This is a genomic window from Anthropogastromicrobium sp. (assembly GCF_037349415.1).
Taxonomy (GTDB): Bacteria; Bacillota; Clostridia; order Lachnospirales; family Lachnospiraceae; genus Anthropogastromicrobium; species Anthropogastromicrobium aceti.
In genome coordinates, this window is the sequence record NZ_JAXWCK010000037.1 from 15,009 (window position 1) to 27,570 (window position 12,562).

Genomic DNA, 12,562 nt, shown 5'->3' on the forward strand with positions numbered 1-12,562 from the left:
GTTTCTGAATAATAAAACATAGGGCAGGTGTAATGTGAACGCCTGACTTGTAATGCTTAAAGTGTAAATGATATTTCTTTTTATTGCAAGCATTTATAGCAAACACATGAAAGATAGTCAGGAAAATCGCAAACTGTATGATGTTCGAGTTTCCAAAATGAACCATCATCAAGAGAGATGGTATTGCTTTTACTAAAATCGTATGAGGAAGCTTTTGCATCAATACCTGTGCCTATGGCTTTTAAGAAGGCTTCTTTTGCTGTCCACAGGCGAAGAAACTCATGGTTTTGTATATCTCCTGAAGGAAGATTAGAAAGTGCATCAAGCTCATTTGGATGAAAAACATGGTGTGAAAGGACAGTTTTATGAAGCTTTTCAATGTCACATCCAACAGGGGTGTCACTCACGGCAAGCATGACAAAATCATTGCTGTGTGAGAGATTAAAAAAAGGCGCATTTGCTACACTGGGCTTTCCGGATGCATTGTAAGAGACGGTGAAGTGCTCTGGGTGCTTATGATAAATATGTTTCCAAAGAAGAAGCCCGGCTGCTGCGCAGCGTTTTTGATCAGATTCCAAACGAAAAGAAAACAGCTGCTTTCTGCGCTGCGGCTGCAGCATGGAAAGCAGCTGTTCGTCAATTACGATGTCACGGATCAGTTGGTAATAGATCTGAACAGCCATAATCAATTATCTCCCAAAGTAAGCGTCAATACCGTTTGCAAGACCCTGTGCAATTACAGCCTGAAACTCAGGATTTGCCATCTTTTGGTCTTCCTCAGGGTTAGACATAAATCCCATTTCTACGATTGTGACAGGAATAGTACACCAGTTGATACCTGTCATATTATCATCCTGAAGAACTCCTTTGTTTGCAAGACCTGTTGTGGAGCAATAAAAAGAAAGCATCGTAGAAGCAAGTGTGTTGCTTGCAGATATTACATCAGCAGACAGATAAGAATTTGCTGATGATGGAGCATAGAACATAGCGCCATTTACAGAAGGATCATTGGAGCTGTTTGCATGGATGCGGACAAAGATTTCAGCACCGCTTTCATTTGCGTATACAGCACGCTCAGCATTGCTCATAGCGCAGTCATTTGTTGTACGAATCATCACAACCTGATAGCCACGGTTTAAAAGCTCCTGTTGAAGCATTTGAGAGACATCTAAGTTTAATTGATACTCGGCAAGACCAGTAGCTACGCCGCTCGTTCCAGTAGTAAGCTTAGCCTTCATTACAGAAGAGCCTGGACCGTTTGGTTCCTGTTCGCTGATGCCTGCCTGCTGATGACCTGCATCAATGCACACAATATGTCCGTTTGAAGAAGATGTGTTTGCATTTGATGTTTCGTTTGAGGCTGGCGCAGCAGATGCAGCGGCATCTGCCGCTGCACCATCTACCTGATCTGGAGAAGATACAAGAAAATCTGCTTTTACATAGCCGTCCATTGTTGCACTGTGAATCTGAACCCATCCATTTTCTGCAAGAGCAAGGATTCGAACTTCCTCACCGCGATAAAGCTCCCCAATTTTATTGCCTTCAGTAGAAGGGTAATCGCGGATATTAAGGGAATCGGTATTTACATACCAAATGTCACCTACAGCAAGTTCTTTGGAAACAACATGGGCAGCAGTGGATTCTTCAGTGGAAGCTTCGGTGCTTTCTTCAGTAGAAGCCTCAGTGGATGCCTCAGTAGATTCTTCTGTAGAAGCTTGTGTGGAATGTTCTGTTTGCAGTTCAGTTTGTGTTTCTGTCACAGATGAGGTCTGTGCGTTTGGATTATAATATTCAGTTTCTTTTTTACATCCTGCAAGTCCAGATAAAAGTGCTGCAGAAAGTAAAAAAGCAGGAATGAAATGAGATTTTTTCATAATAAGTCCTCCTGATGCATAAGTTAATTTTATTGTACTTTGTTTCTTAAAAAAAAGCAAGAAAAAACACGGATTCATAAGGATTGAAAGGTTTTCTTAAGAATACTTGTAACAGCAGATAAAATGATGTAAAATAAAGTTGCAAAGAGCAAGAGACTTAGAGAACAGAAAGGTGTGTGGCTGAATATGGCAAGAGAGGATTATCAGAAGGCGCTGAAAAAGGGTGAGAGAAGCTATGCAAGATATCTGTCGGAAGGAAAATATCCGTATTTGCAGGTGCTTGAGGAGCTTTTGTCTCATACGGATGTGGTGGCAGAGGAAGATCTGGGAATTTGTTCCATTCCATCGGAAATGATTGTGGGAACATTTACGGCAGGAAGACGTACTGCATTTGCACCGAACTTTATGCCGCTGCTCGATGATGAATCGGAGTTTGCAGCCAAGTGGCAGACTCTTTATAATGCCCATTTGGAAGAGGGAATACATGATCCGATTAAGTGTTATGAGTTTATGAACCGCTACTATGTATTAGAGGGTAATAAGCGTGTCAGTGTATTAAAGTTTTGCGGTGCACCTAGTGTGCAGGGTAATGTAACTCGTATTATTCCAAAGAGGACAGATGAGCCAGAGAACCGCCTGTACTTTGAGTTTCTGGCATTTTATAAGTGCTCTAAGGTTAATTACATTGTGTTAAGTAAGCTTGGAAGTTATAGGACTTTATTGGAAAAGCTTGGATTTGAAGTAGATTATAAATGGACAGATGATGACCGTATGGAGGTTCGTTCTTTGTATGTGCGCTTTGAAAAGGTGTATAAGGAAAAGGGAGGAGAACGACCGCCGATTCCGACAGCAGATGCCTTTTTGATGTATTTGGAGCTATATCCATGTGATCCTCATCAGGAGGAAAAGCTCCCATCTCAGATCAAATCAGAGCTTGTAAAGATGTGGGATGAGATTTTGCTTCAGGCAAAGGGAAATCCTTCTGAGATTAAGACAGAGCCACAGGAGGCACCAAAGAAAAATCTGTTTGATTATCTGTTGTCTCCAGGAACAAAGTATTTAAAGATTGCATTTGTACATGATAAAAATCCACAGGATTCTGCATGGATATATGGTCATGAACTTGGAAGAATGTATCTTGAGGAACAATTTAAGGGAAAGGTTGAAACAATCTCTTATAATGATGTTTCACAGGGAGCAGAACTTGAAAATACACTTGATGATGCAATTGAAAAAAAATGCAACATTATATTTACAACAACGCCGCAGTTTCTTGAAGGCAGTATAAAGACAGCGATAAAAAATCCATCTGTCAAGATTTTAAATTGTTCTGTTGACACGAATCATCAGTGTATTCGTACCTACTATGCGCGCTTGTTTGAGGCAAAATTTTTATCAGGACTTGTAGCAGGAGCATTGTGTAAAAATGGAAAGATTGGCTATATGGCTGATTATCCGATCTGTGGAATGATTGCTAATATCAATGCATTTGCGATTGGCGTGAAGATGGTTAATCCAAATGCAACGATTCAGCTGGAGTGGACGACAGTGCGCAGCAAACAGGAAATTCTTGAAGACTTTAAGGCAAATGAAGTAAATCTTGTATCATGTCTTGAGATGATTGTACCTAATTCACCGTCACGCTATTTTGGACTGGTCAATATAGAAAAGGATGAGCCGGAAAATCTGACAGCTGTGATATGGAACTGGGGTGCGCTTTATAAAAAGCTTGTCGAGACTGTGCAAAATGGTGCATGGGACAGTGCAGGCTCAGACGGTGTTGCACTTAATTACTGGTGGGGAATGTCAGCAGGTGTTGTTGATTTCATCTGCTCACCGAAGGTTCCGGTAAAAACAAGGCAGCTGGTTGAGTTTATGCAGCATCAAATTATGGAAGGTGGCTTTAGTCCGTTTTCAGGAGAGCTGTATTCACAGGATGGTATTGTACAAAGCGATGACAATCGTTCACTGACACCAGAGGAAATTATTAACATGAGATGGCTGGCCGATAATGTGAATGGCAGTCTGCCGCATTGGAACAAATTAAATGAGGATGCAAAGGCTGTAGTTGAGGTTCAGGGTGTAGATAATATAGAAGAGTAGAAAAAGCGGTTATGAAGGCGCAGCGAAGTATAGCTGCGCTGGATTATGGCAGAGGTAGAGGTAGGAATGAGAATACTGGTAATTGCAGATATCGAGTCGAAGGCGCTGTGGGACTATTTTGATAAGTCGATGCTTGAAAATGTGGATCTGATTGTTTCGTGCGGAGACTTAAATCCCAAATATCTGTCCTTTCTGGCAACATTTACAAAGGCACCTGTGATTTATGTGAGGGGAAATCATGATGCAAACTATGAGATGACACCTCCTGATGGCTGTATCTGCATTGAAGACGATATTTTTGAGTTTCATGGTGTACGTTTGCTTGGTCTTGGGGGATCAATGCGCTACAAAGAGGGAAGTAACATGTTCACGGAAAATGAGATGAAAAAGCGTGTGAATAAGATGCGTTTTAAGCTGCGAAAGAAAGATGGCTTTGACATTCTTGTTACGCATGCGCCGGCATATCAGTTAAATGACGGTGATGACATTCCTCACAAGGGATTTCAGGTATTTAGGGACTTAATGGACTGTTATAAGCCACTTTTGTTTGTACATGGTCATGTGCATGCCAATTACGGAGGACGTTATAAAAGAGAATGTAAGTATAATGAAACACGTGTAGTGAATGCATATGAGCGTTATTATATTGATATTGATGATGAAGTGATTGAGGAAAATCGAAAAAAAAGAGGTCCGAAGACCCCTTTAATCGGAAATTTATTTCCTAAATGATTTATCGTCGTCATCTGGTGACGAAGAATTTTTCTTTGCAAAAAACTGAAGAAGATAGATAACGATTGGGATAAAGAATGTACAGAATAAAGCACTGCATAAAAATCCCTGTGAAGTCGGGCTGTTAAAGAACGAAGCGATAAGCGCTGCGAGATAAAGTCCGACTAAAAGTATGATGCCTAAAATGGCAAGAACACGTTGTTTTTTTGTATATTTTGATTTCATCAAAAAGCTCCTAGTTTTATTCAAAGGTGATATTTGTCAGTTCAGGTGACTGAACACCATACACGATCATTCCAAAGGTGATATAAGAGCCTGCCGGGATGGTCGTGTTATAGTCTACGGGAATGAAAAGACAATTATTTCCAGAGCCGCCGATTTCACATGACCAGTATTCCTTTGGTGAAATTTCCTCATTCCAGGTGATGCGAAAACGCCAGTTTGTTACATCAGAAGAAGATGTATTTGAAACAGTTACATCATAAGAGGCATACTGCATGGATGTATCAGCCCAGGTATCAGTAAGGCTTACAGAAACATTGCAGCCATTGCTAAAGCTCCAATAATCATCACTTGCGTAAAGTGTAGTAGGAGTGTCGACAGCCGCTGTTGGAGCGGCGGCTGCTTTGTCATAAATTGAAGCATTATTTTGCTGATTCTGTAAAAACCATTGTCCGGCAGGCGAGTAATCATCAAAAGTCCAGTCGGATAATGATGTGCACGAGGAACGAAGAAGGGCACAGGCTTCGTCTTTGTTTGAAAGATTCCAGTAAATGTAGCCAATGCCGTTTTCATTTAACAGTTTCATCCAGGTATCAGCGCTTGTGGTATCAACGATTCCGCTTCCGGAAGCCTCAGTAATGCCAAATTCTGATACAAAGACAGGAAGACCATTTGTGAGTGCAGTCTGCAGCTTGCTTTGCAGATCTTCCTTGTGGGTTGCCGCATAAAAATGAAGACTATAAAGGAGATTGGTGCGCTCAATTGGAGATGAAGAAGCAATATCCACATCCTGACTCCAGGTTGGGGTACCAACAATTACAATGCTTTGCGGTGCATACATACGAATGCGGTCAATCACGTCAACAGAGTAGCTTTTGATTTCGTCCCATGAGGTGTCACCGTTTGGCTCATTGCAGATCTCATACAAAATATTTGGTTTGTCACCATAAGTGGAAGCAATCCTTTCGAAGAAAGAAAGGGCAGTTTCCTTGTAGAGATTTGGATTGGAATCTGAAAGAATATGCCAGTCTACGATCACATACATATCCAACTGTATGGCAGCTTCAATACCAGAAGTCAGACAGGCAAGCATTTGCTGTCTTGCAGTGTCATCACTGACGCAATAGCCGCCATCTTCTGCTGTGTACATGGCAAGGCGGATTGTGTTGATATTGAACTCATCACGAAGTTTGCGAAATGTATCGACATTTACATACTCCGGATACCAAGCCAAATTGTGTGTACTTATACCCTGAATTTGGAAGACAGATTGATTTTTGTCCACTACAAATCCAGATGATGAGACACTTAACTGACCATGTTCGCTGACAATACCAGCTGCCTCAATAGCAGAAGCGTCTGTAGTTTCCGCCTGCAGCGTAGCTTCGGCTTCTGCTGCAAAAGAGGGACGCACAGAGCAAAGGATCATAAGACAAAGCACAAACATAAAAACCCCACGAGATCGGAAGGTGTTAAAAATAAAATGTGCATCAAAATACATGATAGCACCTCCATGATAAATTATAATGGGTAAGTGGTAATAAAGTAAAATCATTACAATCAATTCTATCATATAGCTTTTTGGGAGAAACACAACTGCTTTTTGGGAATTGTAAGAAAAAGTTAAATATGGAGACAAAAAAATGGAAGAAAATAAGCATTTTACAATAGACTGGACTAATTGCAGGCTGTGTCCGCGTGAGTGTGGTGCTGACCGTACGCGTGGTTTTGGCGCCTGTAAAGTTGGAAACACAATAACGGCAGCAAGAGCTGCCCTTCATATGTGGGAGGAGCCATGTATCTCTGGTGATGAGGGATCAGGAGCTGTATTTTTTTCAGGCTGTAATTTAGGCTGTGTATATTGTCAGAATAGAGAAATTGCGCTTGGTCATTCTGGCAGGACAATTACACAAGATAGGCTTTGCGAGATTTACATGGAGCTTCAGGAAAAAAAGGCAAATAATATCAATCTCGTGACGGCAGGCCATTATCTGCCAATTGTCATTGAGAGCATAAAGCGAGCAAGGAAGAGTGGATTGACAATTCCAATTGTCTATAACTCGAGCGGATATGAAAAGGTTGAGGCAATTGAGGCACTTGATGGAATTGTGGATATTTTTTTGCCAGATTTTAAGTATATAAGCAGTGAGATGGCTGCGCGCTATTCTAATGCACCAGATTATCCAGAGGTAGCAAAGCGTGCTCTGGCACAGATGGTAAAGCAAACTGGAGGTGCAAAATTTGATGAGAGAGATATGATGAAGCGAGGTGTGATTGTGCGTCATTTGATTTTGCCAGGCCATATAAAAGAGTCAAAAGAAGCCATTCGTTATCTATATGAGACATACGGTGATCAGGTCTATATAAGTATTATGAACCAATACACACCGATGCCGGGAATTGAGAAGCGCTTTAAAAATCTTGGCCGCACGATCACGCAGAAGGAATATGATGAGGTTGTGGACTATGCAATTGATTTGGGTGTGGAAAATGGATTTATACAAGAAGGTGAGACGGCAAAGGAAAGCTTTATTCCGCAGTTTGATGATACAGGATTGTGATGCTCCCGGCGCACGTTCTCACGAACGGGCGGGGCTTCTTGAGACATGGTGGAACGCCTCAAAGGACCTTCACAAGCCCTCTACACCCTGTTACGGGTTTACCTTTAAGCCGTCTTTTGGGCGGCTTTTTGTTTTGACTCCTCGATATACCTGGTCTTATCCCTGGCACTGCTTGCTTTGAATAGCTCAAAATAGACAAGCATCTGTTCCTGTCTGCGATGATGCAGCCATCGGTTCATACCACTTTTTCTTCGTGGTCTGGCGTGCTTTTCTTTGGGTTTTACAAGGCAGAGTGCTTCTCTGGTGACCCGGATGACCGTCTTATTCGTGTAGGAGAAATCTTTTACTTCATCAAATGCATTCGGATAGATCTTGCGAATGATATTTCCTGCACCGTTGACATCTGCATTTAAAATCGTACCGTTCTTTGACTCGTATTGTCCACGTGAGATTCGTTTCCCGGAAAACCGATACTCTGCATCTTTTCCTTTGCCATCTCAATACCGATACGTACGGTCTCCAGAACCTCATTCTCATTGGCGGTGCGTGTATCCGGAGCTTTTTTCAGTCCGGTACGCAGGTTACGAATGATAAAGTTTGCTGCGTTTCGCAAATTTTTTGCAAGGCGAGTCTGGCACTCGAAATACGATGCAGGCTTTGGCATCCGGTTTTTATCCACAAATATTGATATGGTATGCATACAGAACCCTCCTTTTCAAAAACGTGAGAATATAGTTGACTACAGATATATTATACGATAAAATTTAGGTAAAATCAGGCTATATACAAAATTTTAAATCATTTTAGCTGTAAACGAGAGAGATATTATTATGAAACGTATATCCGGAAATGCTGATGATATCAAAGACAAAAAAGACAGGGTAAAGAAAGATGGATACAACCGGGGGCAGCATTGTATCTATTGCCTTACCTATCATATGATTTTCGTCACGCATTACCGAAAACCGGTAATTAACGAAGAAATGAGTTCTGCCATGAAGGAGTTTTCAAATCATATGGTGGAACAGTTCCGCGGAAAAATCCTGTCAGCAGAGACAGACAGAGACCATATCCACCTGCTGGTATCGCTGCCACCGAATACGAACGTATCCGTCTTTGTCAGAAGTATCAAGACTCAGTTGTCAAGAGAGATGCGTAAGCGATTCCCGGAACAGATCAAACAGTACATCTATGGGGATGATACCTCATTCTGGAGCCGCAGCTACTTTATCGCCACTACTGGAAGCGTTTCTCTTGAAACAGTAAAGCAGTACATTGAATCTCAGCGCTCTAAAGAACATCAGACCAAAAGAAGTTCCAAATTCCAGAAGAAAAATCTGTTGGAATGATGCATATTTTGTATACAACCGGTGCATTCATCCCGCGGACGTTCTTACGAACGGCCGGGGTTTTCTGCGCTGAAACATTATAATAGTTGAAAAATACACACAAAACAGCTATAATAGATCAATATAAACAAAACACGATTGCTGTTTTGTATTCAAATGTGGATAATGTTGGAGGAAGTGATTATGGAAAAAATACGAATTGATCTGATAAGATTAAAGACAGAGGAGGATGCGCTGAAGCGTTTCGGACGTCTTAAAGGAATGCCGGCAGATTATAATAGTGAGCTTGAGGAGCTTCATGGTATTTTACAAGCATGGGACAAGCCATTAAAAATAGAGATCGTTATAGGCGGAAATATCGGCCCATTTACAAAGCTGATGGAGATGCTAGAGAATGTAAGAACAACAAATAATAATTTATTGTTTGTTGTTATCATGTATATGGCGTAAGTCTTATCTTTCTAAAAGGGGAAAATTTGGGGGAGGGATATAATCATGACACAGACAGAAATTGAAAAGTTAGTCAAAAAGCAGCGGGACTTTTTTAATTCTGGTGAGACTTTGAATGTATCGTTTCGTATAAGCGCACTAGAAAAACTGAGAGCATGCATTATAAAATATGAAAAAAAGATCAATCAGGCAATTTGTGCAGATTTAGGAAAATCCGCTTTTGAGAGCTATATGTGTGAAACAGGACTTGTTTTAAGTGAGCTGACATATATGATAAAGCATACGCGCAAATTTGCAAAAGAGCGGACAGTACATACACCGCTTGCACAGTTTCATTCAAGAAGCTATCAAAAGCCATCTCCATATGGTGTGGTGCTGATTATGAGTCCTTGGAATTATCCTCTTATGCTGACGTTTGAACCATTAGTTGATGCGCTAGCAGCAGGCAATACGGCTATAGTAAAACCGAGTGCTTATTCTGCAAATACAAGTGAGCTTATCAGCCACATGTTAAGAGAATGCTTTGATGAAAAATATGTGGCAGTTGTCACAGGCGGACGGGAAGAAAATACATGTCTGTTAAATGAGAATTTTGATTATATTTTCTTTACAGGCAGTCAGTCTGTCGGAAAAGAAGTAATGCGCTGCGCTTCAGCTCATCTAACGCCAATTACACTTGAGCTTGGCGGAAAGAGTCCATGTATCGTTCATAAATCAGCCAACATCAAGCTTGCAGCGAAACGAATTGTATTTGGAAAATTTTTAAATTGCGGACAGACATGTGTTGCACCAGATTATATTTACTGTGACAGTGCAGTAAAAGATGAGCTGGTGAATGAATTAAAAAAACAGATACAAAAGCAATATGGAAGGCAGCCATTAAAGCGAAAACAATATGGAAAGATCATTAACGAGAAACATTTTGACAGGCTTCTTGGACTGATTGATTACAAAAAGGTTGTTGTTGGCGGAACTGCAAATCGAAGTACTTTGCAAATTGAGCCGACCATAATGGATAATGTAACATTTTCAGATTTAGTTATGCAGGAAGAAATCTTTGGACCGATTCTTCCAGTTTTGACATATGACTTTATTGATGAGGCAGTTGATACAATTCGCAGTATGGCACACCCACTGGCACTTTATATTTTTACACAGGATAAGTGCGCAGCCAAAAGTGTAATAGAAAAAATCGGATTTGGCGGCGGCTGTATAAATGACACGCTGATTCATCTGGCAACAAGTGAGATGCCGTTTGGCGGCTTTGGTGAGAGTGGTATGGGAAGCTATCATGGAAAAACAGGCTTTGACACCTTTACTCATTACAAAAGTATTGTAGACAAGAAAACGTGGATAGATCTGCCGATTAGATATCGTCCATATCACAATTGGAAGAGGAAGCTGCTTTGCTTATTTTTAAAATAGTTACGTGAAAGCCATTGTACCTTCGGGCTTTCGTAACATGACGTGTGAACTGTAGCTTTATTTATGAAAGAAATGTTAACTATAAAATAAAAATAGGTTGACAATCAAAACAAAAAAGAGTACAATCAATTCGAATTTGCCGGGAGGAGGAAAAAACATGGATATGCAAAAGCTGGCAGAGGAGATTATTGAAGGAAAGAGACTGACAAGAAAAGATGATCTGTCTTTTTTTCTGGACTGTGATTTAGATGACCTGTGCAAAGGCGCGGATAAAATTCGTGAGCATTTTGTAGGAGATAAGGTAGATCTTTGTTCAATCATTAATGGAAGAAGCGGACGCTGCCCTGAGGACTGTAAGTATTGTGCGCAGTCGGCGCATCATCACACAGATTGTGAGGTATATGGCTTTTTACCAGAGGAGCAGATTATAGAAGCCTGTAAGATGAATGAGAGAGAAGGCGTAGATCGTTTTTCAATCGTTACGGCAGGAAAGGCACTTACAGGTGAGGAGTTTGAAAAGGCTATTCACGCGTATGAGACGATGAAGAAGGAATGTCGCATTGATCTTTGTGCTTCAATGGGTTTTCTGACAAGAGAGCAGCTTCACAGACTGCATGAGGCAGGTGTGTCAAGCTATCATCACAATATTGAGACTTCAAAACGTTATTTTCCGCAGATCTGCACGACACATACATATGAGCAAAAGATTGCCACATTAAAGATGGTAAAGGAAGAGGGCATGTATGTCTGTTCAGGTGGAATTATCGGTATGGGTGAGACCTGGGAGGATCGTATTGATATGGCGGTAAGTCTTTTTGAGTGCGGTGTCGACTCAATTCCGATAAACTCACTGATGCCAATTAAAGGCACACCACTTGAGAATCTTGAACGAATCTCGGAACCTGATATTTTGCGTACTGTTGCTTTGTTTCGCTATATTAATCCAACGGCAGATATTCGCCTTGGCGCTGGACGTGCTCTTTTGACAAATGATGGAGAGTTAGCATTTGAATCTGGTGTATCAGCAACGATCACAGGAAATATGTTGACAACAGTTGCCTGTGCAACAATTAGAAGCGATAAAAAAATGCTTGAGGGAATCGGAAGAAATGTGACACCAGAGTATGAGAAGACTCAAAAAACAGCAAAGTAAGAGAGGAAATAAATAATCATGAGAAATGAATCTGTCAAGACAATGACAATGTGTGCGATTATGGCGGCACTTATGTGTATTTTGGGACCAATGTCCATCCCGATCGGAGCAGTTCCGATCTCTTTTACGAATCTGGTAATTTACCTGACTGTTTACCTGCTTGGCGCAAAGAAAGGCTGTATCAGCTATCTGATTTATATGCTTCTTGGTGTAGTTGGACTTCCTGTATTTTCTGGTTACACAGGCGGTATTGCAAAGCTGGCAGGCCCGACAGGCGGTTATCTTGTAGGATTTATTCTGCTTGCCTTAATCAGCGGAATTGTTCTGGAAAAGACAAACAGAAACATTGTTTGGAGCTTTGTTGGTATGGTAGCCGGAACAGCAATTGCTTATCTGTTTGGAACAGTTTGGTTTGTAATCCAGGCACAGTGTACAGTAGGCTATGCATTAAGCGTATGTGTAATGCCATTTATCCCATTTGATTTACTCAAGATGGTAATTGCAATTGCATTAGGTAAGGTTGTTTTTATAGCATTAAAGAGAAGCAGCCTGCTTCCAGCGTAACTAGTAGAATCGAGATAATTAAAAATAAAAAAAATAAAAATAGTGAAGTACACTCCCTCATGACTTTTAAATAAGCCACGAGGGAGTTTTTCATCATTGTTTTTCTATTTTTGCTGTGCTATGATAGGA

Annotated in this window: 13 protein-coding genes; 8 read left to right on the top strand and 5 right to left on the bottom strand. The window is 40.9% G+C overall.

Annotated features, from left to right (window positions below; translation table 11 throughout):
• Positions 1-80 precede the first annotated feature (80 nt).
• Together WJP93_RS08700 and WJP93_RS08705 are read right to left on the bottom strand one after the other, a co-directional pair.
• The gene (locus WJP93_RS08700) at positions 81-683 is read right to left on the bottom strand and encodes a 4'-phosphopantetheinyl transferase superfamily protein (protein WP_227102259.1); all 603 of its coding nucleotides are present in this window, start codon (positions 681-683) and stop codon (positions 81-83) included.
• A gap of 6 nt (positions 684-689) precedes the next feature.
• Positions 690-1,874, bottom strand: coding sequence for an N-acetylmuramoyl-L-alanine amidase (locus tag WJP93_RS08705; protein WP_227102260.1), 1,185 nt, complete (start codon positions 1,872-1,874; stop codon positions 690-692).
• Positions 1,875-2,060: 186 nt separating this feature from the next.
• Between WJP93_RS08705 and WJP93_RS08710 the strand changes: the two genes are divergently transcribed.
• Together WJP93_RS08710 and WJP93_RS08715 are read left to right on the top strand one after the other, a co-directional pair.
• Positions 2,061-3,977: a BMP family ABC transporter substrate-binding protein gene (locus WJP93_RS08710; RefSeq protein WP_227102261.1), complete on the top strand. Its 1,917-nt coding sequence runs from the start codon at positions 2,061-2,063 to the stop codon at positions 3,975-3,977.
• A 66-nt stretch (positions 3,978-4,043) separates the two neighbouring features.
• Positions 4,044-4,709, top strand: coding sequence for a metallophosphoesterase (locus WJP93_RS08715; protein WP_262538324.1), 666 nt, complete (start codon positions 4,044-4,046; stop codon positions 4,707-4,709).
• On the opposite strand, the gene WJP93_RS08720 is transcribed toward WJP93_RS08715, so the two are convergent.
• Together WJP93_RS08720 and WJP93_RS08725 are read right to left on the bottom strand one after the other, a co-directional pair.
• Positions 4,695-4,934, bottom strand: coding sequence for a hypothetical protein (locus WJP93_RS08720; protein ID WP_308732260.1), 240 nt, complete (start codon positions 4,932-4,934; stop codon positions 4,695-4,697). The two genes, WJP93_RS08715 and WJP93_RS08720, sit on opposite strands and share 15 nt — an antisense overlap.
• A 16-nt stretch (positions 4,935-4,950) precedes the next feature.
• Complete coding sequence (locus tag WJP93_RS08725; protein WP_337547813.1) at positions 4,951-6,432, bottom strand: cellulase family glycosylhydrolase; 1,482 nt, start codon at positions 6,430-6,432, stop codon at positions 4,951-4,953.
• A 142-nt stretch (positions 6,433-6,574) separates the two neighbouring features.
• On the opposite strand from WJP93_RS08725, the gene WJP93_RS08730 reads away from it, so the two are divergent.
• A complete protein-coding gene (locus WJP93_RS08730; RefSeq protein ID WP_337547814.1) occupies positions 6,575-7,492 on the top strand; it encodes a radical SAM protein in 918 nt (305 codons plus the stop codon).
• 409 nt (positions 7,493-7,901) lie between these two features.
• Here WJP93_RS08730 and WJP93_RS08735 read toward each other — a convergent pair whose 3' ends face one another.
• Complete coding sequence (locus WJP93_RS08735) at positions 7,902-8,192, bottom strand: hypothetical protein (RefSeq protein WP_337547815.1); 291 nt, start codon at positions 8,190-8,192, stop codon at positions 7,902-7,904.
• 130 nt (positions 8,193-8,322) lie between these two features.
• Between WJP93_RS08735 and tnpA the strand changes: the two genes are divergently transcribed.
• From tnpA to WJP93_RS08760, 5 genes are all read left to right on the top strand, one after another.
• A complete protein-coding gene (gene tnpA, locus WJP93_RS08740; protein WP_337547817.1) occupies positions 8,323-8,841 on the top strand; it encodes an IS200/IS605 family transposase in 519 nt (172 codons plus the stop codon).
• A gap of 183 nt (positions 8,842-9,024) precedes the next feature.
• Positions 9,025-9,291 (top strand): hypothetical protein, encoded by a 267-nt coding sequence (locus WJP93_RS08745; RefSeq protein ID WP_337547819.1) that lies wholly within the window; start codon positions 9,025-9,027, stop codon positions 9,289-9,291.
• A gap of 45 nt (positions 9,292-9,336) precedes the next feature.
• Positions 9,337-10,716, top strand: coding sequence for an aldehyde dehydrogenase (locus tag WJP93_RS08750; RefSeq protein ID WP_308732263.1), 1,380 nt, complete (start codon positions 9,337-9,339; stop codon positions 10,714-10,716).
• 157 nt (positions 10,717-10,873) lie between these two features.
• Positions 10,874-11,869, top strand: a complete 996-nt coding sequence (bioB, locus tag WJP93_RS08755) for a biotin synthase BioB (protein WP_066558214.1) — start codon at positions 10,874-10,876, stop codon at positions 11,867-11,869.
• Positions 11,870-11,887: 18 nt separating this feature from the next.
• Positions 11,888-12,433 carry a biotin transporter BioY gene (locus tag WJP93_RS08760; protein ID WP_227102267.1) on the top strand — a complete coding sequence of 182 codons (546 nt, stop codon included), beginning with the start codon at positions 11,888-11,890 and terminating at the stop codon, positions 12,431-12,433.
• Positions 12,434-12,562: the final 129 nt, after the last annotated feature.

Excerpts from the sequence above, each read along its gene's own strand:
- WJP93_RS08715 (WP_262538324.1), top strand. The coding sequence starts at position 4,044 with ATGAGAATACTGGTAATTGCAGATATCGAGTCGAAGGCGCTGTGGGAC.
- WJP93_RS08725 (WP_337547813.1), bottom strand. The coding sequence starts at position 6,432 with ATGTATTTTGATGCACATTTTATTTTTAACACCTTCCGATCTCGTGGG.
- tnpA (WP_337547817.1), top strand. The coding sequence starts at position 8,323 with ATGAAACGTATATCCGGAAATGCTGATGATATCAAAGACAAAAAAGAC.
- WJP93_RS08750 (WP_308732263.1), top strand. The coding sequence starts at position 9,337 with ATGACACAGACAGAAATTGAAAAGTTAGTCAAAAAGCAGCGGGACTTT.
- WJP93_RS08710 (WP_227102261.1), top strand. The coding sequence starts at position 2,061 with ATGGCAAGAGAGGATTATCAGAAGGCGCTGAAAAAGGGTGAGAGAAGC.
- WJP93_RS08700 (WP_227102259.1), bottom strand. The coding sequence starts at position 683 with ATGGCTGTTCAGATCTATTACCAACTGATCCGTGACATCGTAATTGAC.
- bioB (WP_066558214.1), top strand. The coding sequence starts at position 10,874 with ATGGATATGCAAAAGCTGGCAGAGGAGATTATTGAAGGAAAGAGACTG.
- WJP93_RS08730 (WP_337547814.1), top strand. The coding sequence starts at position 6,575 with ATGGAAGAAAATAAGCATTTTACAATAGACTGGACTAATTGCAGGCTG.
- WJP93_RS08705 (WP_227102260.1), bottom strand. The coding sequence starts at position 1,874 with ATGAAAAAATCTCATTTCATTCCTGCTTTTTTACTTTCTGCAGCACTT.
- WJP93_RS08720 (WP_308732260.1), bottom strand. The coding sequence starts at position 4,934 with ATGAAATCAAAATATACAAAAAAACAACGTGTTCTTGCCATTTTAGGC.
- WJP93_RS08735 (WP_337547815.1), bottom strand. The coding sequence starts at position 8,192 with ATGCATACCATATCAATATTTGTGGATAAAAACCGGATGCCAAAGCCT.
- WJP93_RS08760 (WP_227102267.1), top strand. The coding sequence starts at position 11,888 with ATGAGAAATGAATCTGTCAAGACAATGACAATGTGTGCGATTATGGCG.
- WJP93_RS08745 (WP_337547819.1), top strand. The coding sequence starts at position 9,025 with ATGGAAAAAATACGAATTGATCTGATAAGATTAAAGACAGAGGAGGAT.